Genomic DNA, 20,960 nt, shown 5'->3' on the forward strand with positions numbered 1-20,960 from the left:
TTTGCTCGGCCTGCGGCGCGAAGCCGCAGCCTTGATACTATTGCGCGGCCGGGATCACCAGTTCCTGTCCGATGACGAGGCCGGTCGCCTTCATGTCCGGATTGGCCTCGGCGATCTTCTGCCACATGCGCGGGTCACCGTAATAGGTGCGCGCCAGGTCCCAGAAATTGTCCCGGGCAACGATGACATGCTTCTTCATGCCGCCGTCCATGGTTCCGGCCTTCATCTCGACCCCGGCCTCTGCTGCAGGGGCCTCCACCTTCGGGCCGCTGGCCGGCATCTGCATGGTGAAGCCGGGGCGCTCCGGCACCTTCAGTCCGGTTTCGGCCGGCTTCTCGGCCATGGTTTCAGCGGGCTTCTCCGCGGCCGCAGCCTCGGCCGGTTTTTCTTCCGCAGCCGGAGCGGCTGCCTCGACCTTCATGATGCGACCGCCGTCATTGATCGGCTGGTAGGGCGCCTTGGCGGAAAGATAGGTGGCGACGACTTCCTCCAGGCCCGGCCCGTAGTCATAGGCGTTCATGCCATTGGTGGCGAAGACCTTGTAGCCGTCGCCGCCGGCCCGCATGAAGTTGTTGGTTGCCACGCCATAGGTCTTGTCCGGGTCGATGGCCTGCCAGTCGCCATTGCCGCCGACCTCGACGGAGCGGATGCGGCTGCCCGGTTCGCCAGCGGGATCCCACGTGAAGCGCAGCCCGGCGACCTGCGGGAAGCGGCCGGCGCCTTCCTCGACCTGGCTGACGCCGTTCTCCAGCGCGGCGACGATGTCAGCGCCCTTCAACTGGAAGGTGGCCAGCGTGTTCTGGAACGGCAGGACCGTCAGCACTTCGCCCATGGTCACGTCGCCGGCGTCGATGGAGGCGCGCAGGCCGCCACCGTTCTGGATGGCGATCTCGATGCCCTGGTCGCTGACCCGGTCGAGCATGGCGTCGGCCACGAGGTTGCCCATCGCACATTCGCCCGCGCGGCAAACCTCGCGGCTGCCCTCGATCGGCCCTTCCGTGCTGGCGACGACCTTGGCCTTGAGTTCCTCGATGGGCGCGGCAAGCTCCTTGACGCGGGCGGCCGCGGCCTCATCGGGCTTGACCGAGGCGTCGAGCAGCATGGGCGCGCCTTCCGCTGCGGTGACGACGCCATTGTCGTCGAACGTCACGGTCAGCTTGCCAAGGTATTTCGAGTATGACTTGGCCTGCACGACCGGCACCCGGTAACCTTCCGGATTGTCGACCCAGGTCGGGTAGGGGCCTTCCGCGCTGTCGTCTCCATTGGCCAGATAGGTGTGGGAATGACCGCCGACGACCACGTCGACGCCCGGGATCTTCGCGATTGCCGCGAGATCGCGCGGATAGCCGACATGGGTGAGCGCGATGATGCGGTCAATGCCTTGCTCCTGCAGCGCCTTGACGGCATCGGTGATCGCGGCGACATCCTGGGCAATGAGAATGTCCTCGCCGGGCGAGGACAGTTCGTCGGTGTCGTTGGCGACCGCGCCGACAATGCCGTATTTCATGCCGCCCTTCTCGATGACAACCGACGGCTCGATCTTGCCGGCCAGCGCGGACTTGTAGCTCGGCAGGACATTGGCGGAGATGACGGGGAACGACACCTTTTCCATGAAGGTGGCGAGACCGGGTTCGCCATCGTCGAATTCATGGTTGCCGATGGTCATCACGTCGGTGCCCATCATGGCAAGGAATTCCGCCTCGGCCTCGCCCTTGTAGGTCGAGTAGAACAGTGAGCCCTGGAAATTGTCGCCGGCGTTCAGGAAGACGGTCTGGTCCTCTCCCATGGCGGCGCGTGCTTCGCGGACTGCCGTGACCAGCCGGGCGGCGCCACCGAAGCACTTGCCTTCCGTCTCGTCCTCGGCCGAGCATGTCGAATCATACTTGTTGATGGATTCGATACGGCTGTGCCAGTCGTTGATGTGCAGGATGTTGAGCGACTCTGCGAAGCCCTGGGCGGCCGTGAGCGCCAGCAAGGATGCGGACAAGGCTGCGGTGGCGGCAATTCGGTTCATGACAATCTCCCTGTGAGACACCGGACGGCGCTCTGCTAACGGCCTTGCGTGACAGTTTCGTGCAGGCGCGCTTCCTTATCATGTTTCCATTGCCGCCGCGCCAGCGCAAGGGCAAAACCGGCGCGCACGCAAGGCAGTCCGCCACTCCCGGAAAAGTGGATGGGGAATGGCTGTCAGCCGGCGTAGTCGCGCTCGTCGGCGATCACCTTGCCGTCGTTGGGCAGCGTGCCGGCTTCCGCCACTTCCACCGTGCCGGACAGCTTGGTCGCCTCGCGCAGCGTCGCCGCGACCGCGGCGACATCGGCATCGCCGCGCTCCTCGACCAGGAGCGTCATGGCATCGGACGCGCCCTCGCGCCGGACGACAAGGCGGGCCTTGAGGATTTCGGGATGCCGGCGCAGCACCTCGGCCACCTGCTTGGGGTCGACGAACATGCCCTTGATCTTGGTGCGCTGGTCGGCGCGGCCCATCCAGCCGCGAATGCGCCTGTTGGTGCGCCCGCAGGGCGACTGGCCGGGCAGGATCGCCGACAGGTCGCCGGTGCCGAGGCGGACGAGAGGGTAGGCGTCGTTGAAGGTGGTGACGACCACTTCCCCAACCTCGCCGTCCTCCACCGGATCATTCGTGCCCGGGCGAACGATCTCGACGATCATGTCCTCGTTGAGGATCATTCCGGGCAGCGGGTTGCCTTGTTCATCCATGCTCTCATAGGCAACGACACCGCATTCGGCGATGGCGTAGCATTGCAGGACGTTGACGCCGCGGCCCGCATATTCCTCGCGCAGCGACGGGAAGAGCGCGCCGCCGGAAACCAGGGCGCGGCGGATCGAGGACAGGTCCCTGCCGGTCTCGGCGGCCTTGTCGAGCATGACCTTGAGGAAGTCCGGCGTGCCGGAATAGGCAGAGGGCCTGAGCGCGGCCGCGGCCTCAACCTGCATTTCGGTATTGCCGACACCGGCCGGAAACACCGCGCAGCCATAGGCGCGCGCGCCCTCGTCCAGGATGAAGCCGCCCGGCGTCATGTGATAGGCAAAGGCGTTGTGGATGATTTCGCCGGGGCGGATGCCGGCGGCATGGAAGGCGCGCGCCGCCTTCCACGGGTCCGGGCCGATGCCTTGCGGTTCGTAGAGCGGGCCGGGGGACATGAAGACCCGGTTGCCCTTCAGCGCTTCCATGTTGGCGAAACCGCCAAACGGCGGCTCGGCCCGCTGCATTTCCAGCAATTCCGACTTGCGCAGGACGGGAAGGCGGGCCAGCGCCTCGCGCGAGGTGACCGCGGCCGGATCGACACCGTCGAGCCAGCGGGCAAGCGCGGGGACCGCGGCCATGGCGCGGGCCAGGAATTCCGGCAGCGTGGCAAACAGGGCCGCCTCGCGCTCGGCCGGGTCGCGCGTTTCCAGTCCGTCGAAAAACTCGGTCATTGCAGTCCCTCTCCTCACCACGATCCGCCTTATCGCAAAAGCCTGATCCAGCGCGCAAGGTCCACCAGCGAAATTAACGCGCCGGCGACATAGGTTAGCGCGGCGGCACGCAGAACCGTCCGGGCAGCGGGCATGTCGTTCTCGTGGAGGTAGCGCCCGTCGGTCAGGATGGGCAGGGCCTTGCGGAAACTGGCGTCGAGTTCCACCGGCAAGGTAACGATGTTGAAGAGGACGCGGACGCCGAGCAGGGCGATGCCAAGCGCGACAAGGGCGATCATGACCGCCGGCACGCGGGCGGCAACGCCCAGGATGGGGGCGGCGATGAAGACGATGCCCGCGAGGCGGTCGGTCCAGATGGCCAGACGGGCCAGGCGTTGCCGCCGGTCCAGCCAGCGGTCGCGCGCGGCATGCTGGAGGGCGTGGCCGACCTCATGGGCGGCGACGGCCACGGCAGCAATGGACTTGCCGCCATGGTGTTGCGGGGAAAGGCGCACGGTGCGCGATTCCGGATCGTAGTGGTCGCCTTGCTGCGTCAGTTCGACCCGGACGCCGTCCAGCTTGAAATGGCGAACGAGGTGTTCGGCCAGTTCGCCGCCGGTGCCGGGCAGGTCCGGACGGTTGGCGCCATGGCGCGACAGCGCCCATTTCACCCAGGCCTGCGGCAGGGAAACGAGCGCCAGAACGGCGATGACCGCCAAAGCGTAGAGCATGAACGCCCTGCCTTACAGGCTGACCCTTCAGCCGGTGACGCGACGGACAAGCGTGAATTGCTGGCCGCTTTCCGACGTGCAGTTCAATTGCGAGCCGGAAACGAGGGCGCAATTGACCCGCGTCGTCGTCTGCCTGATCAGCGAATTGACCGTGATCGCGACGGACCGGTCACCGGTATAGCTGTAGCTGCCGGTGGCAAGCTGGTTGCCGGTGTCGGAGGCGACCGTCTCGAAGGCGCCGGCGTTGAAATTTGAATAGGCGACCCCGTCGCTGGAAACCCACTGGCCCTCGACGCCGGTGGGCTGAAGCCTGGCGCTCGGGCCGGGGCCGCTCTGGCATCCGGCCACCACGGCCGCGACCGCCATCACGGCGGGAACAGACAACTTGCGCATGACCGGAAAACCCTCTCTTCTGATCCGCATCCTGAAGGTTTTGTGCCCTGCCAATGGGGGCGAAAGCAAGGCGGACCGGAAAATATTTCCTTGAAATTTCAATAATTGCAAGTCCGGTCCAGTCTAGCGCGCGCTTTGCCGCAGGTCGGGCATGAAGCCGTGCCGCCGAAACAGTATTCGTTGCGGACAGCCTGCCGTTGACCAAAGAAAAAGGCCCCGTCGCGTCGCCTTGCCGGGGCCTTGGTATCTGGTGGAGCGCTGGTCAGTGCACGAGGATGTTGCGGAACTGCCAGGCATCCTTTTCGTCGATATCCTCGGGAAACAACCCGGGGCGGCCATCGAGCGGCGTCCAGTCGGTGTAATAGCCCTTGACGGGACCGAGATAGGGCATCTGGATCTCAAGGCAGCGCTTGTAGTCCATCTCGTCGGTCTCGACGATGCCCGCTTGGGGGTTCTCCAGGGCCCAGACCATGCCGGCCAGCACGGCCGAGGAGACCTGGAGACCGGTGGCGTTCTGGTAGGGCGCCAGTTCGCGCGTCTCTTCGATGGTCAGTTGCGATCCGTACCAGTAGGCGTTCTTCCGGTGGCCGTAGAGGAGAACACCCAGTTCATCGGTGCCGTCGACGATCTCGGTTTCGTCGAGGACGTGGAACGTCTCCTGTGCCTTGCCGCCATTGCCGAACATTTCGTGGAGGGACAGCACGGCGTCATTGGCGGGGTGATAGGCATAGTGGCAGGTCGGGCGGTAGTTCACCTTGCCGTTCTTCTTCACGGTGAAGAAATCGGCGATCGAGATCGCCTCGTTGTGCGTCACGAGAAAGCCGTACTGCGCGCCGGGCGTGGGGCACCAGGTGCGCACGCGGGTGTTGGCGCCGGGTTGCTCCAGGTAGATCGCAGCCTTGCAGCCCTTCTTGTGCTTGCGGGCGTTTTTCGGCTTCCATTCCTCATGGGTGCCCCAGCCCAGTTCGGCAGGCTGGAGACCCTCGGAGACGAAACCCTCGACTGACCACGTGTTCCAGAAGACGCCCATCGGCTTGGGCGCCCTGGTGCGCTGGGTGTCGCGCTCTGCGATATGGATGCCCTTGACGCCGGCCTTCTTCATCAGCTTCGCCCAGCCTTCGCGGTCGTCCGCGGCCGGTTCCTCGAAGCTCAGGCCGGTGTCCCTTGCGATATCGACCAGTGCCTTCTTGACGAACCAGGACACCATGCCGGGATTGGCGCCGCAGCAGGACACGGCGGTCGTTCCGCCGGGATTCTTCCGTTTCTCGCGGCGCACGGATTCGCGCAGCGCATAATTGGTGCGTTCCTCGTTGCCGGCTTGCGTGTCGAAATAGAAACCGAGCCAGGGTTCGACGACCGTGTCGATGTAGAGCGCGTCCAGCTTGCGGCAGAACTTCATGATGTCGAGCGACGAGGTGTCGACGGACAGGTTGACGCAGAAACCCTGGCCGCCGCCATTGGTCAGCAGGGGCTTGAGAAGGTCCTTGTAATTGTCCTTCGTCACGTGGGCCTGGATGAACTTCACGCCATGCCGGTCGAGAAGGGCCTTGCCCTCGTCGGAGGGGTCGATCACCACCATGCGGGACTTGTCGAACCTGAAGTGGCGCTCGATGAGCGGCAGCGTGCCGCGCCCGATGGAACCGAAGCCGATCATCACCACCGGCCCGGTGATCTCGCCGTGAACCGGCCAGGTCTCTTCAGTCATCGCCATACTCCGCTGTTTTCGTCATGTGCCCTTCCGAGGGCATTCATAGCGCTCAAAGCATGTTTGGCTGTCACAATAAAGGCCAAACCGCTCCGAGGGTTAAATCAGCCGGCCGCGAGGTTTTCCAGTAGCCGGCAAAGCGTATCGGCGTGCCCGTCCATCGCCTTGTAGGCCAGTTCCTCCGGCCGCATCGCCGCCATCTGGCCGGCCAGCGCGGCCGCCTTGCGGCGTCCGTCTGCCGTTCCTGCCAGGGATGAGAGCGGGCTCAGCGTGATGAGGATGGTGAAGAGGATGTCACCCGTCGCCGGAAGCCGGGTCAGCGTCTGGCGTTCCTCGCGCAGGAACAGGCGATCCGCGCCAAGCGTGGCGGGATCGCCGGCCCGTTCGCCTTCGTGCGGCTCTGGATGGTGCAACCGGTCGTCGCCATAGATCGACCAGTTGCCGCGCAGGACCGGCGCGCCGGGTGCCAGGTTGTCGAAGATGCGGTTGACGAGCATGGCATTGCGCGTGCCCGCCGCATAGCCGGGCACGGGCGCGTGGACCGTTTCCATGGGACGGCCGAATTTCTCCTTCAGCCGCCATGAGGATGGAAAGCAGAGCGCGGCGGCTGCGATCCGCCAGCCGTCATCGCCCCGGCGCATGAGCACGAGATCCTCGGCGCAGAGCATGGCGGCGCGGGCCAGCGGTGGCGCGGCGGGGTCGGGCGCGGGTGCACCGATCGCCGCAAGTCCCAGCGGCCCGGTGGCGAACCGATGCGGATGGCGGGCGGCCTGCCATGACGAAACACGGTCCAGGACCTCGTCCTGCGCCTCCTGTGTTCCCGGTTCGGCCATGAAGACCGTGCCGGGCATTGCGGCCATCAGCCGCGCCTTTTCAGCGAGGTAACCGGGGAGCCGGCCGTCGGTCACCAGCCACGGCCGGTCTCCCAGCGGCGCCAGGCCGATGGCGAACGGGTGGGCCGGAATTCCTTCCGTTGTCACGATCCGGAAACCTCGGGCGGGTCAGTTGGCGTCGCGGAAGCGCACCACGCTGAGGAAGGTCACGGCATTGCCGGTGAAGCGGCGATGGTCGCGCTGCATGTCGTCGCGTGCGAAGCCGATTGCGATCACTTCCTGCGGCTTGGCGCGCAGCGACTCGCTGACCCGCGGCTTGGCCGGCGGCTGCACCGATGCGGCCGCGGACAATGCCCAGCGCGCCGAATCCGGCTCGACCGGGCGAATGACCGGACGCGGGTCGGGTTTCGCCATCGCGGCGGTCGGTCGGCCGGATTTCTCCGTTGTCCTGACCCCGCCGAGCACGGCGGCGAGCCGTTCTTCCGGCGACCTGGCACGGGCTGCCTCCGACCGGGGCGATGCGCCGAGGCGGGGGGCCTTGCCTTCGTTCGAAGGCGCTTGCCGGAATACCGGGCGCGGCACGGGCAGGGCGGCGACTTCGACGGTCCGGTCGGGTTCGGGGCGCGCAACGGGAAGCGGTACGCCGGCCAGCGTCGTGGCGGTGGCGATCTCCGGGCGCGTGTCGCTTGTGAGGGCAGCAAGGATCGCGGCGCTGTCGTTGCGCGGACGTTCGGTTGGCGCGACCGAGGCGACAACGGCGTCGGCGCCGTCGTCCGATGCGGCCAGCGCCTCGGCGATGACATCGCCTGCACGCGCCTGACCCGACGGGACATCATCGGGACGCCAGCGCGGCACCGGGACATTCATCGCGACTTCGGGCCCGGCAGGCGTTTCCTCGTGGTTGACCGCCACCGCGACCGGCTGGCCCGCATCGGCAACACGCGGCGCGAAACGGGGCACCGGCACGGCGGTGCGCGGCAGAGAGGCCAGGATCGTCTCAGGCGTTGCGACGGGCTGCTGTTCCGGTTGCTCCGGGCGTTCCGGGGCCGCCGGCGCGGCCTGAACCGGGGCAGGTGCCGCGGGGCGGGCGGCCGGCGCGGTTTGAGCGCCGACGGCAACTTTCGGCGCCGCGCGCAAGGCGGCCGTGGCGGCAGGCGCATCGCCCGCGCCCTCGTCCTCGTCGCCACCGCCGAACAGCGAGGCCAGTAGGCTCTTGCCGCCGTCGGAACCGGAGCCGGAGGGCTTGTCGTCGATGATGACCGGGCGGCCCTTGCGGCGCTTGGCTTCCGCCAGCGCCTGCTGGTAGCCCTTCAGCGGCTTGCCATCGGCGGGCAGGTGCAGCGTCTTGCCATCCGGGAACAGCCGCACGAGTTCCTTGCGGCTCATGCGCGGCCAGGCCCGCACGCCGGCCACGTCGAGATGAACGAAGGGCGAACCCGAGCGCGGATAATAGCCCACGCCGCCACCTTGCAGCTTCATCGCCACGGCGCGCAGTTTCGACAGTTTGACGCCCGGGATGAAGAAGTCCATGGCGCGGCCATACATGTGCTGGCTCTTCTTGGCCTGCCCGCCGCGCGTGCGGCGCAGCATCTTGTTGGTCGCCGGCGAGCGGTAGGCGGAAACCACGTGGATATAGTCGCGGGCGCCGACCTGGCGGTAGGCTTCCCAGACCAGGTCGAACAGGCGCGGATCCATCTTGGTCGGCTCGTTGCGGCGCCAGTCGCGCAGGAAGCGGTTCAGCTTGTCCAGCCCCGACTTCACGTAGCGGCCGTTCTTCTTGAAGACGATCTCCGCCTTCTCGCCGGTATGGATGTAATAGAGCTTGAGTGCGCGTGTCTCGGCCCGTGCAGCCGTCGTTGCCGCACCCATGAGCGCCGCGCCGACGAGCAGGCTCGCAAGAAACAGGCGCAGGACCCTGGCCGCGCTTGCCGTCATATGTCCCCGAGTCGAAAAAGCCAAATCAACCGCCTTGAAGACCTGTCTGTGTCCCCGGACCATCCGGCCGAACCGGCCTCGAATGATCGTCCAGAATGGTTAATCAGCGCTTATTATAGCGAAATGCGGTCTAACCATGGCAAAAACGCAACACAATCCACAATTCTGTTTGCCGTGGTTAACAAAGCACTGACCTGCCTTTTTTACATCATCGGCCGGCTTTGCTTTCGCCGCATTGATCAGGATCAGGAAGCGATTGCCTGCGCGCGATCGGTATCCGGCTCGATGCCGTATTCCTTCAGTTTTCGGTAGAGCGTCGAGCGCCCGATGCCCAGCCGGCGCGCCACTTCGCTCATCTGCCCCTCGTAGTGGCCGATTGCCAGGCGGATCATGTCGACCTCGATTTCGGCCAGCGAGCGCACCTGGCCCTTTGCATCGAGCGCGCGCAGGAACCCGTCTGCCCGGCCCGTATCCTGCGGCGTGGCCATGATCGTCGTGTGCGGGTCTGCCATCGGCTCCGCCGGTGCCGCCGCGACGGGCGGCGCGGCCGGGACCCCGGGGGCCGTCGCCGACATGCCGTTTCCGGACAGGCCCTCGACCTGGGTCCTGATCTGGGGAAATTCGCCGGGACCGAGTTCTTCCTGGTCCGCCAGCACCACGGCCCGGAAAACAGCATTCTCCAACTGGCGGATATTGCCCGGCCAGTCATAGGCCATCAGCAATTGCAGCGCCTCGGGCGAAATGCCGGTCACGGGAACGCCTTGCGCGGACTGCGCATGGCGCCTGATGAAATGCGATGCGAGGAAGGGAATGTCGTCGCGCCGTTCGCGCAGCGGCGGCATGCGGATCGGGAACACGTTGAGCCGGTAGTAGAGATCCTCGCGGAACCGTCCCTCGCGCACCGCCTGCATCAGGTCGCGATGGGTGGCCGAGATGAGGCGGATGTCGACCTTCTGCGACCGTGCCGCGCCAACCGGATCGACCTCGCCCTCCTGGACGGCACGCAGCAGCTTGACCTGCGCCTCCAGCGGCAGGTCGCCGACTTCATCGAGAAACAACGTGCCGCGATTGGCTTCGACGAACTTGCCCTGGTGCTTTTCCGTCGCCCCCGTGAAGGAACCCTTTTCATGGCCGAACAGGATGCTTTCGACGAGGTTTTCGGGGATGGCACCGCAATTGACCGTGACGAAGGGCTGCGGGGCGCGCTCGCTTGCGCCCTGGATGGCGCGCGCCAGCAATTCCTTGCCCGTGCCGGACTCCCCCTCGATCATGATGGGAATCGTCGAGCCGGCCGCCTTGCGCGCCAGCGTCAGCACGCGGTCCATGGATGGCGAGCGCGTGACGATGTCCTTGAAGGTGATGGTTGCCGGGCCGGGCCGGGCCGCCTTGCGCGCCTTGCCGGCCAGCGCATTGACCTTCAGCGCACCGGCAAAGGCGGCCGCCAGCCGGTCGGGCGCGGCCGGCTTGACGACGAAATCGAAGGCGCCGGCCCGCATGGCGGCGATCACCGTGTCGATGCTGCCCTGCGCCGTCTGCACGATCACCGGCTGTTCCTGGCCGCGGGCGCGCATTTCCTCCAGCACCGCCAGTCCGTTCATGCCCGGCATGACCAGGTCGAGCAGAACGCCCGAGATGTCGTTGCCCCGCGGCGACGACAGCAGTTCGAGCGCCGCTTCGCCGGTCCCTGCCTGCACGACGGTGTGCCCGGCGCGGCTCAGCGCCGCTTCGGCCAGCCGCCGCTGGACCGGATCGTCATCGACTGCGAGGATGGTATGCGCCATTGCTTTGATCCGCGTAAAACGTTTTACCGTGGATCAACTTGGCACAGCCCCCTAAACATCAGCCCAAGAAACAGCGTAAAGAAGGCGCTGACGCAATCCGGCGCATTTGAATCGAATTCTTCCGGCAGGACATCCATGACGATATTGACACCGAATCATCAGCCCTCCGCCCCCGCCAGTGGCACGATGGCCGCCTCGGAGCACGAAGCACTCGGTGCGCTGCCGGAGTGGAACCTCGCAGACCTCTATCCGGCGATGGACAGCCCGGCGCTTGCCCGCGACCTGGAGCGCGCGGCCGCCGAAGCGCAGGCCTTCGAGGCGCGCTGGAAGGGAAGGCTCGACGAGGCGGCCGGAAAGACCGGCGAGGAAGGGCTCGGCGCTGCGATCAGTGCCTATGAGGCACTGGAGGAACTGATGGGCCGCATCATGTCCTATGCCGGGCTCGTCTACACGGGCGATACGTCCGATCCCAAGCGTGCGAAGTTCTATGGCGACCTGTCCCAGAAGATCACGGATGCCTCGACGTATCTGCTGTTCTTCGCGCTGGAACTGAACCGCATCGCGGACGAGCGCATGGAAACCGCGCTCACCGGGGACGAAGGCTTCGCCCGCTACCGGCCATGGGTGATGGACCTGCGCAAGGACCGGCCCTACCAGCTGGAAGACCGCGTCGAGCAGCTTTTCCACGAGAAGTCCCTGACCGGCCATGGCGCCTGGAACCGCCTTTTCGACGAAACGATCACGGCGCTTCGTTTCACGATCGACGGTGAGGACCTGCCCATCGAACCCACGCTCAACCGCATGCAGGACGCCGATCCCGACATGCGCCGCAAGGCGGCGGAGGCGGTGGCGCAGACGCTCGGCGCCCATGCGCGCACCTTCACGCTGATCACCAACACGCTTGCCAAGGACAAGGAAATCTCCGACCGCTGGCGCGGCTTCCAGGACATCGCCGACAGCCGCCATCTGGCCAATCGGGTGGAGCGGGAGGTCGTCGACGCGCTGGCGAAAGCGGTTCGCGAGGCCTATCCGCGCATTTCGCACCGCTATTACGCCATGAAGGCGAAGTGGCTCGGCATGGAAAAGCTGAACCACTGGGACCGATTGGCGCCGCTGCCGGAAACGCCGAAGGCGGTGATCCCCTGGGAGCGCGCGCGCCAGACCGTGCTGGATGCCTATGGCGGCTTCGCCCCCGAGATGGCCGAGATCGCCGCGCGTTTCTTCGACCGGAACTGGATCGACGCACCGGCCCGGCCGGGCAAGTCGCCCGGCGCCTTTGCCCACCCGACGGTACCCTCCGTCCACCCCTACGTGCTGCTCAACTACCAGGGCAAGCCGCGCGACGTGATGACGCTGGCCCATGAACTGGGCCATGGCGTGCACCAGGTGCTGGCCGGCGAACAGGGCGCGCTGATGGCCTCGACGCCGCTGACGCTGGCGGAGACGGCCTCGGTCTTCGGCGAGATGCTGACCTTCCGCTCGCTGCTCGACGCGACCGCCGACAGGCGCGAGCGCAAGGCCATGCTGGCCCAGAAGGTGGAGGACATGATCGGCACCGTGGTGCGCCAGATCGCCTTCTACGAGTTCGAGCGCAAGGTCCATGCCGCCCGCCGCGACGGCGAACTGACCAGCGAGGAGATCGGCCGGTTCTGGCTCGACGTGCAGGCCGAGAGCCTCGGTCCGTCCGTCGTGCTGCATGAGGGCTACGAGACCTTCTGGTCCTACGTACCCCACTTCATCCATTCGCCCTTCTACGTCTATGCCTATGCCTTCGGCGACTGCCTGGTGAACTCGCTCTATGCCGTCTACCAGAATGCCGAGAGCGGCTTTCAGCAGAAATATTTCGACATGCTTCGCGCCGGCGGCACCAAGCATCATTCCGAACTGCTGGCGCCGTTCGGGCTGGACGCCTCCGATCCGGGCTTCTGGAAAAAGGGGCTGTCTGTGATCGAAGGGCTTATCGACGAACTTGAAACGGCGGACGACCGGGGCTGATCGCCAAGCCCGCCGGGGTGCGGCCATCGGGGGCGTGGGCCCCTTGTACCGGGCCGGACAGCGGTGACGCCGCCTGCGCCTTCAACCCCTCGCGAGCGCGGCAGCCTCGCGAGCCAGGGCCGTGATCGCGTCCCAGTCTTCCTTGTCGACGAGATCATCGGGCGCGACCCAGGATCCGCCGACGCAGACGACATTGGACAGCGAGAGGTATTGCGGCGCATTGGCCGCCGATATGCCGCCGGTGGGGCAGAAGCGGATGCCTGCCAGCGGCGAGGCAAGCGCCTTGAGATAGGCGATGCCGCCCGACTGTTCGGCGGGAAAGAACTTCAGCACCGAATAGCCTTCCTCGCGCATGGACATGACCTCGGACGGCGTCGAGGCGCCGGGCAGGAACGGCACCTGGCCGGCGCGGGCCGCATCGAGCAGTTCGATCGTGGTGCCGGGGCTGACGATAAAGCGGGCGCCCGCGCTTGCGGTCTTGTCGAACTGGCTCGCGGTCAGGACGGTTCCCGCGCCGACAATGGCTTCGGGCACTTCATCAATGACAATGCGGATGGCGTCGAGGGCTTCCGGCGTGCGCAGCGTGATCTCGATGGCGGGAAGTCCGCCGGCGGCAAGCGCGCGGGCCAGGGGCGCGGCCTTCGACAGGTCGGCAATCCTGATGACGGGAATCACGGGTTGCGCCTCGAGGATGGAAAGCAGGAGCTCGGTTTTCTTCTGATGCGCCATGACTGGGACTCCCGTAAGCGATATTCAATCGATTTAACAGCGGCAGCACCGCGTGTCCATGGTCCTTAGCCCCTGATCGACAGGCGCGCCAGCCATGACCGGAGCCGGCGCCAGAGTTTCGTCCAGGGCCCGGCGGCATCCATCGCCTCGCGCGTCACAGGCCCTGCCAGCCCGTCGGCAGGCAGGCCATGATCGCGCTGGAAGGCGGCGACCGCGCGCCGGGTATTCGCACCATATACGCCATCGGCCGCCAACGGATAGCCCAGGGCCGAGAGGCGGCGCTGGAGGACGGCAACGGCAGCACCCCGCGCGCCTTCGCCGAGGACAACGGCACCCGCCTTTTCCCCGCCATCACCGGGCAGCTCCAACCCGGCATAGCTGTCATAGGCGCGTGCAAGGCGCGCGTCGTAACCGTTTTTTCCATACGCCGGGCCGTTGTAGCGGCGTGCGAACGTCTGCCAGTCCTGTTCGGCCAGCGCCCTGGAAAGTCCCGCCTTGGCGATGAAGGCGAGCATCAGCCCGACCTGGCCCTCGATGCCGGAACGGGCCTCCTCGACCAGGGCATCGACGCTTTCATAGCCGAGCCAGGACCAGTTCGCGCCCATGACCTGGCCCACGCCCCACGAACAGCTCTCGCGCGCGGCCTGACGGTCGATCGTCTCGGCGCGGGCAAGCAGGGCGTAGCGCGCGGCCTGCGAGGCCGGGTTGGGTATCCGGCCGGGCTGCGGATGGGCCAGGCCCTGGGCACGGGCGAGGGCGCGCCTTTCGCCGGAAAGCCGCCGGTCGAAATAATGGCCCTCGAAGCGGATCAGCGGCTCCTGTTCGCCGGCGACATCAGCGAACAGCCGGCCGCCGCTTTCCACTTCGACGATGGCGAGGATGGCCGCAGGCTCGAAACCGTGGGCGATGGCGAGGCGGGCAATTGGTTCCGAAAGATGACGGGGAATCATGGCATGGCCTCCGGACGGGATCGGCCCACAGTATCGCCGGGCGCGTGGCAAAGGTGGACAAATGCCGTCCCGAACGTGGCCGGCCTTGCCAAGGGCCTGCCTGCGGGTCTAATCGGCGCGCATGACACAGCCCGACGCATCCCTGCCCGTCAAGGTGACCGCGCTTTACCGATTCTGCCGCTTGCCGGATTTCGCCGATCTGCGCGCGCCCCTGCTCGGCCTGTGCGAAGACCTTGCCATCAAGGGCACGCTCCTGCTGGCCCATGAGGGCATCAACGGCACCGTGGCGGGCAGCGATGAGGCGATCGACAGGCTGGTTGCCTGGCTCGAGGCGCGCCCGGACTTCAAGGGCATGGAACTGAAATTCTCGCGCGCGGCTGCGATGCCCTTTCACCGCATGAAGGTGCGGCTGAAAAAGGAAATCGTCACCATGGGCGTGACCGGTATCGACCCCTTGTCGGATGCGGGCGCCTATGTCGAGCCGGCCGCATGGAACGCCCTGATTTCCGATCCGGACACGGTCATCGTGGACACCCGCAACGACTACGAGGTTGCGCTCGGCACCTTTCGCGGCGCCATCGACCCGAAAACAACGACCTTCCGGGAGTTTCCGGACTGGGTGGCGCGCAACCATAACCGACTCTCCGGCCGCAAGGTCGCGATGTTCTGCACCGGGGGCATCCGCTGCGAGAAGGCGACGGCCTATGTCCGCTCGCTGGGCATCGACGAGGTCTATCATCTCAAGGGCGGCATCCTGCAATATCTGGAGGACGTGCCGGCCGGCGACAGCCTGTGGCAGGGCGAGTGCTTCGTCTTCGACGAGCGCGTCTCGGTGGCTCACGGCCTGGAAGAGGGAAATGCCACGCTGTGCAGGGCGTGCCGGCATCCGCTGACACCGGCGGAACGTGCCTCGCCAGCCTTCGAGGAAGGCGTGTCGTGCCCGCATTGCATCGCAGAGCGCAGCGACACGGACCGCAAGCGCTACGCTGACAGGCAACGCCAGGTGGAACTCGCCGAGCGGCGCGGCAAGCGCCATATCGGCAGTTGAAGGCCAGTATTCCGGCAGAATATGCACATGCCGTCATTGTAACGCCATGTGCGGCTGCCTACTTCCTTGCAAGCACAATTCCAGTGTCCACAGGAGGCCCGTTCATGTTCGATCCCAAGAAGCTGCTGGGAGACCTGCTCAGCACCAACATTCCCGGCACCCAATCGACGGTTGGCGAGAAGGCCGGGCAGGCCCGGCAGATGGCGAAGGACAATCCGCTGGCTGCCGGCGCGCTCGTGGCCGTCCTGCTTGGAACCGGTCCGGGGCGCGCGGTGACGGGATCGGCGCTCAAGCTGGGCGGACTGGCCGCCGTGGCGGGGCTCGCCTATACCGCCTACAAGAACTACCAGAACGGCAACAAGCCGGGGGTGGAAGCCGCGGCGAAAGAGCCGGATCTCCTCCCACCGCCGCTCGACAACAGTTTTCATCCGTCGAACGCGCCGCAGGGCGAGGACGAATTCGCGCTCGCGCTGGTGCGCGCCATGATCGCGGCGGCCCGGGCCGACGGCCATATCGACGAGGGCGAGCGCCAGCGGATCCTCGAACGCGCCACGCTGGCCGGCCTGGATGACGACACGGCCCGGTTCATCGAAGCGGAACTGTCGCAACCGGTCGATCTGGACAATCTCGTCAAGGCTGCAACCACCGATGCGCAGAAGGTGGAGCTCTACACGGCCTCGCGGCTGGCAATCGAGCCGAAGACGCGCGCCGAGCGGGGCTATCTCGACATGCTGGCGGGACGGCTCGGCCTGCCGGACGCGCTGGTCGAGCATGTCGAGGCAACCATCGCGGCGCAGGCCTGACACAGCGCGCGCATGCATGGTGACCGGTGGCCGCGCATCCGTGGCCGCCGGCTCATCGCGTCTTGACCATCGGGGCGCTTGTCCTGTTGATGGGGCATGATCGCAAGAAACACCAACGGCCAGACGGAAAGCGGATACCAGGTCGCGCGGCGTTACCGCTTTCGCGGACGCATGGTTCTTGCGGCCACCGTCATTGCCGCGATCCTGCTCGGTCTCGCCTTCCAGCATCTTGCCGGGCGCAGCGCGCTTGCCGAAGTGCGCGCCTCCGCTGACGAGGCACTGGCGCTCCAGGCGGCGACCGTCACCGGCATCCTCGAGAAATACCGGCTGCTGCCGCCGCTCCTGTCCCGCCGGGAGGACATAGCGAAGCTGTTCGACCGGCCATGGGCGCCTGACAATCGCGGCGACGCGGCGCGCAAGGCCATCGAGATCGCCGGATTCTCGGGCGCCAAGGACGTGGTCTTCGCCGACCGGGAGGGCCGCATCTTCGCTTCGGCAAGGGGCATCTACGACCGCAGTTCGGTGCAGGAGACGACGCTTTTCGAAGCGGCGGGGCAGGGGCGGCTTGGCCGCGAAACCCGCTCGCTCGAGGCAGACGAGCGCGCCTATGTCTTTGCCTCGGCGGTGCGGCGCGAAAGCGATGTGGCCGGGGTGATCGCGGTCTATGTGCGGTTCGACCAGATCGAGGCCACGTGGTCACTCTCCGCCATGCCCATCGTCGTGACGGGGTCGGAAGGGCGCATTTTCCTCGGCAACCGGCCGGACTGGCAGCTCAAGGCACTTCACGCCGGCGAGGAGCCGTTGCTGCGGCCGGTGGGCGGCGCGGCCGGGGACCTTTTCAGGACACCGGAGGGGACCACGCTCGTGGAGGCGGTCCGGCATCTGCCGCTGCTGGACTGGCGGCTTCACGTGCTTGCGGATCATGCGCCGGTCAACGATGCGCGCTGGCAGGCCGGCGTCATCGGCCTTCTGCTTGCCGCGCTGCTCGGCATCACTGGCTGGTTCACCGTGAAGCGCGCCGAGGCCGTGCACATGCGCATGCGCCGCGACAGGGCGAGCGCGCTGCGGCTGGAACGTCTGGTGCGCGACCGCACGCGCGCGCTGTCGGATACCAACGTGTCGCTGGCGCGTGAAGTGGAAGAGCGCGCCCGGGCCGAAGAGCAGTTGCGCCAGACGCAGAAGGAACTGGTGCAATCGGCCAAGCTGGCCGCGCTCGGCCAGATGTCGGCGACGCTGAGCCACGAATACAACCAGCCGCTGGCGGCCATCCGCACCTATGCCGACAATGCGCGCCAGTTCCTCGAACGGGGCCGGGACGACAAGGCGCGCGAGGCGCTGGGCCGGATCGCGGGTCTGACCGAGCGCATGTCGGAACTGTCGCGTACCCTGCTCGGCTTCGCGCGCAAGCCCGGCACGGCGATCATGGAGGTGCGGCTGTCGGCGGTGGTCGACGAGGCGCTGCTTCTGGCTGGCCCGCGGGCCAAGAAAGCCGGCGTGACCGTGCGGCGGGACGGCGTCGATCCGCGGATCAGGGTGCTGGGCGGGCGGGTCCGCCTGACGCAGGTCGTGGTCAATCTCGTCAACAACGCCATCGACGCACTGACCGGGATCGGGGCGAAGGGGCCGACCGACAATCCTGTCATCACGATCTCGGCGAAGCAGGAAAACGGCGACGTGCGTCTCGTCATCGCGGACAACGGGCCGGGCCTGGCGCCGGCCGAGCGCGAGACGGTCTTCGAGCCGTTCTATTCCACCAAGGGAGTCGGCGAGGGGATCGGCATCGGGCTTTCCATCGTCTACACGATTGTCAACGAACTGGGCGGGCGCGTGGAAACGGGCGAAAGCGAAACCGGCGGCGCGCGCTTCGACGTGATCCTGCGCCCCGCGGCCAGCGAAGCGGGGACCGTTTCCGGAGCACTGGAAGAAACGGGGGCCTGAACCGATGGACGAGCCGGAGATCCTTCTGGTCGACGATGACGACGACCTGCGCCCGGCGCTGGTCCAGGGGCTGGAACTTGACGGCTTCACCGTGCGCGCGCTGTCCCGCGCGGAAGGATCGCTCGAACATGTGACGCGGAATTTCCACGGCGTCATCGTTTCCGACATCCGCATGCCGGGCATGGACGGCATGGCGCTCATGCGGCGCGTCATGGAGATCGATCCGGCGCTGCCGGTCATCCTCATCACCGGCCATGGCGACGTGGCACTGGCGGTGGAAGCCATGCGCGAGGGCGCCTATGACTTCATCGAGAAGCCGTTTCCCGTGCAGCGGCTGACCGCCGTTGTCCGGCGCGGCGTGGAAAAACGGCGGCTGGTGCTGGAAAACCGCGTGCTGCGCGAGACGCTCGATTCCTCGACCGATCTGGAGGCCAGGCTCGTCGGGCGCAATGGCGCCATCCGCCGGCTGCGCGAGGAGATCATGGCCGTTGCGGGGACCGATGCCGACGTGCTGGTGCTGGGCGAAACCGGGTCGGGCAAGGAGGTGGTGGCCCGCGCGCTGCACGATTTCAGTCCGCGCGCGTCCGGCAATTTCGTGGCCATCAATTGCGGCGCGCTGCCGGCCGAGATCATCGAGAGCGAGTTGTTCGGCCACGAGGCCGGCGCCTTTACCGGCGCCCAGAGACAACGCATCGGCAAGCTGGAACATGCCAATGGCGGCACGGTGTTCCTCGACGAGATCGAATCCATGCCGCTGGACCTGCAGGTCAAGCTGCTGCGCGCCATCGAGCACCGGGCGATCGAACGCCTCGGGTCCAACCGGTCGATCCCGCTCGACGTGCGCTTCGTTGCGGCGACGAAGGCCGACCTGGAGGCGGAGGGGCGCGCCGGGCGGTTCCGTACAGACCTCTACTACCGGCTCAATGTGATCACGCTGCGCATCCCGGCGCTCCGGGCACGCAAGGACGACATCCCCCTCCTGTTTGCCCACCTGGCGCGCGAGGCGAGGGCGCGTTACCGGCGCGACATGCCGGATTTCACGCCGGCGCTGGAGGCCGAACTGATCGCCCATGACTGGCCGGGCAATGTGCGCGAACTGCGCAACGTGGCGGACCGTTTCGTGCTCGGCCTGTGGCGCGGCTTCGACGGCCGCGTCGAAGCGTCCGAAATGCCGGGCGGTGCGCTCGCCGAACGGGTCGCGGCCTTCGAGAAGGCCGTGATCGAGAGCGAACTGGACCGGCATGGCGGGCGCATGAAGGAAACCTACGAATCGCTCGGCCTGTCGCGCAAGGGTCTCTACGACAAGATCCGGCGGCTTGGCATCCGCACGGCCGACGCGGAGGAGGATGGGTAGGAAAATACCCATTCCGGCGCCTGACTGGGGTAGCCAGGGTAACATGGCGAGGCAGGCGCGCCCCGGCGGGAGACCGAGGGGGGCAGGTTAACATCCTTTAACGTTTCATCTTTCCGGCTTCGGCCGGTCCGTGCGCAAGAATTGGCACGCAGATTGCTGATGAAAGGGTGGACGCGGGCTGCACGGCCCGGCCGTCCGGGAGGACATCACTGACATCGTGCCCGTCGAATGACGGCCGGAGGCTGCCTTCCGGACCTGTGACCATCAGTTGCGGACAGACCGTCCGCCATGAGGAGGATATCCGACATGAAGAAGCTACTCGGTGCCGTTTCGGCTCTCGCACTCACCTTTGCCGCCGGTCAGGCCATGGCCGACGAGACCGGCTGCGACAGCGGCGAAATGGTCATCAAGTTCTCCCACGTCGTGGCCGGCAGCGGCCATCCCAAGGGCGACGCCGCCACCATGCTGGCCGAGCGCGTCAACAAGGACATGGAAGGCAAGGCCTGCATGGAGGTCTTCCCGAACTCCACGCTGTTCGACGACGACAAGGTGATGGAAGCCCTGCTGCTGGGCGACGTCCAGCTTGCCGCGCCGTCGCTGTCGAAGTTCGAGGCCTACACGCTGAAGTACCGCCTGTTCGACCTGCCCTTCCTGTTCCAGGACCTGGACGCGGTTTCCGCTTTCGCCAATTCGGAGCAGGGCAAGGGCCTGCTGAAGGTCATGGAGGAGAGCCAGGGCTATACCGGTCTGGGCTACTGGCTTTCGGGCATGAAGTATTTCTCGGCCAAGAAGCCGCTTCTGGTGCCGGCTGACGCCAACGGCCTGAAGTTCCGCGTGCAGACCTCCGACGTGGCCGTGGCCATGATCGAAGCGATGGGCGCCTCGGCCCAGAAGCTGGCCTTCAAGGAAGTTTACGGCGCGCTGCAGACCGGCGTCGTGGACGGCCAGGAAAACTCCTGGTGCAACATCTACACCCAGAAGTTCTTCGAGGTGCAGGACGGCATCACCGAGACCAACCACCAGTCGCTGGCCTACCTGCTGGTCACCTCCACCGAATGGCTCAACGGCCTGGACGAGGACGTGCGCACGCAGTTCGTGTCGATCGTCGATGACGTGACCAACGCGGCCAACAAGGCGGTCGGCGAGAAGGAAGCGGAGTGCCGCCAGAACATCCTGGATGCCGGCGGCACCATCCGCGAGCTTTCCCCCGAACAGCGCACCCAGTGGGTTTCGACCATGAAGCCGGTCTGGGACAAGTTCGAGGGTGATATCGGCAAGGACCTGATCGAAGCCGCCGCTTCGCATTCCGGTTCATAAGGTCCGGTCATCCACAACCTGCCGTTCCGGGCGC

At 66.5% G+C, this 20,960-nt stretch carries 16 protein-coding genes; 6 read left to right on the plus strand and 10 right to left on the minus strand.

The window, feature by feature from the left end:
* Positions 1–37 precede the first annotated feature (37 nt).
* The 8 genes from ACLB6G_RS10575 to ACLB6G_RS10610 all read right to left on the minus strand — a co-directional run bounded on the left by ACLB6G_RS10575 (position 38) and on the right by ACLB6G_RS10610 (position 10,792).
* On the minus strand, positions 38–2,014 hold the full coding sequence (locus ACLB6G_RS10575; RefSeq protein WP_410356135.1) for a 5'-nucleotidase C-terminal domain-containing protein: 1,977 nt from the start codon (positions 2,012–2,014) through the stop codon (positions 38–40).
* A 173-nt stretch (positions 2,015–2,187) separates the two neighbouring features.
* A complete protein-coding gene (locus ACLB6G_RS10580) occupies positions 2,188–3,435 on the minus strand; it encodes a phenylacetate--CoA ligase family protein (protein ID WP_410356136.1) in 1,248 nt (415 codons plus the stop codon).
* 29 nt (positions 3,436–3,464) lie between these two features.
* Positions 3,465–4,145 (minus strand): zinc metallopeptidase, encoded by a 681-nt coding sequence (locus ACLB6G_RS10585; RefSeq protein WP_410356137.1) that lies wholly within the window; start codon positions 4,143–4,145, stop codon positions 3,465–3,467.
* Between the two features lie 27 nt (positions 4,146–4,172).
* The gene (locus ACLB6G_RS10590) at positions 4,173–4,538 is read right to left on the minus strand and encodes a hypothetical protein (RefSeq protein WP_410356138.1); all 366 of its coding nucleotides are present in this window, start codon (positions 4,536–4,538) and stop codon (positions 4,173–4,175) included.
* 262 nt (positions 4,539–4,800) lie between these two features.
* Positions 4,801–6,243 (minus strand): homospermidine synthase, encoded by a 1,443-nt coding sequence (locus tag ACLB6G_RS10595; protein WP_410356139.1) that lies wholly within the window; start codon positions 6,241–6,243, stop codon positions 4,801–4,803.
* A 104-nt stretch (positions 6,244–6,347) separates the two neighbouring features.
* Positions 6,348–7,223, minus strand: coding sequence for a heme-dependent oxidative N-demethylase family protein (locus ACLB6G_RS10600; RefSeq protein ID WP_410356140.1), 876 nt, complete (start codon positions 7,221–7,223; stop codon positions 6,348–6,350).
* A 21-nt stretch (positions 7,224–7,244) separates the two neighbouring features.
* Positions 7,245–9,011 (minus strand): DUF882 domain-containing protein, encoded by a 1,767-nt coding sequence (locus ACLB6G_RS10605; RefSeq protein ID WP_410356141.1) that lies wholly within the window; start codon positions 9,009–9,011, stop codon positions 7,245–7,247.
* A gap of 245 nt (positions 9,012–9,256) precedes the next feature.
* The gene (locus ACLB6G_RS10610; RefSeq protein ID WP_410356142.1) at positions 9,257–10,792 is read right to left on the minus strand and encodes a sigma-54-dependent transcriptional regulator; all 1,536 of its coding nucleotides are present in this window, start codon (positions 10,790–10,792) and stop codon (positions 9,257–9,259) included.
* Positions 10,793–10,927: 135 nt separating this feature from the next.
* On the opposite strand from ACLB6G_RS10610, the gene ACLB6G_RS10615 reads away from it, so the two are divergent.
* Positions 10,928–12,787 (plus strand): M3 family oligoendopeptidase, encoded by a 1,860-nt coding sequence (locus ACLB6G_RS10615; RefSeq protein ID WP_410356143.1) that lies wholly within the window; start codon positions 10,928–10,930, stop codon positions 12,785–12,787.
* An 81-nt stretch (positions 12,788–12,868) separates the two neighbouring features.
* Here the strand turns inward: ACLB6G_RS10615 and ACLB6G_RS10620 are convergent, their stop codons facing one another.
* Both ACLB6G_RS10620 and ACLB6G_RS10625 read right to left on the minus strand, forming a co-directional pair.
* Positions 12,869–13,516 carry a 2-dehydro-3-deoxy-phosphogluconate aldolase gene (locus ACLB6G_RS10620; RefSeq protein ID WP_410356144.1) on the minus strand — a complete coding sequence of 216 codons (648 nt, stop codon included), beginning with the start codon at positions 13,514–13,516 and terminating at the stop codon, positions 12,869–12,871.
* Positions 13,517–13,581: 65 nt separating this feature from the next.
* Positions 13,582–14,466, minus strand: a complete 885-nt coding sequence (locus tag ACLB6G_RS10625; protein ID WP_410356145.1) for an N-acetylmuramidase domain-containing protein — start codon at positions 14,464–14,466, stop codon at positions 13,582–13,584.
* 121 nt (positions 14,467–14,587) lie between these two features.
* On the opposite strand from ACLB6G_RS10625, the gene trhO reads away from it, so the two are divergent.
* The 5 genes from trhO to ACLB6G_RS10650 all read left to right on the plus strand — a co-directional run bounded on the left by trhO (position 14,588) and on the right by ACLB6G_RS10650 (position 20,926).
* Positions 14,588–15,514: an oxygen-dependent tRNA uridine(34) hydroxylase TrhO gene (gene trhO / locus ACLB6G_RS10630; protein ID WP_410356146.1), complete on the plus strand. Its 927-nt coding sequence runs from the start codon at positions 14,588–14,590 to the stop codon at positions 15,512–15,514.
* A 104-nt stretch (positions 15,515–15,618) separates the two neighbouring features.
* Positions 15,619–16,317, plus strand: coding sequence for a tellurite resistance TerB family protein (locus ACLB6G_RS10635; RefSeq protein ID WP_410356147.1), 699 nt, complete (start codon positions 15,619–15,621; stop codon positions 16,315–16,317).
* Between the two features lie 96 nt (positions 16,318–16,413).
* Positions 16,414–18,255, plus strand: coding sequence for a sensor histidine kinase (locus tag ACLB6G_RS10640; protein WP_410356148.1), 1,842 nt, complete (start codon positions 16,414–16,416; stop codon positions 18,253–18,255).
* A gap of 4 nt (positions 18,256–18,259) precedes the next feature.
* On the plus strand, positions 18,260–19,609 hold the full coding sequence (locus ACLB6G_RS10645; RefSeq protein WP_410356149.1) for a sigma-54-dependent transcriptional regulator: 1,350 nt from the start codon (positions 18,260–18,262) through the stop codon (positions 19,607–19,609).
* A gap of 306 nt (positions 19,610–19,915) precedes the next feature.
* A complete protein-coding gene (locus ACLB6G_RS10650) occupies positions 19,916–20,926 on the plus strand; it encodes a DctP family TRAP transporter solute-binding subunit (RefSeq protein WP_410356150.1) in 1,011 nt (336 codons plus the stop codon).
* The last annotated feature ends 34 nt before the right edge of the window (positions 20,927–20,960 follow it).

The sequence above is a fragment of the Zhengella sedimenti genome, assembly GCF_046506625.1.
Lineage (GTDB): Bacteria > Pseudomonadota > Alphaproteobacteria > Rhizobiales > Rhizobiaceae > Zhengella > Zhengella sedimenti.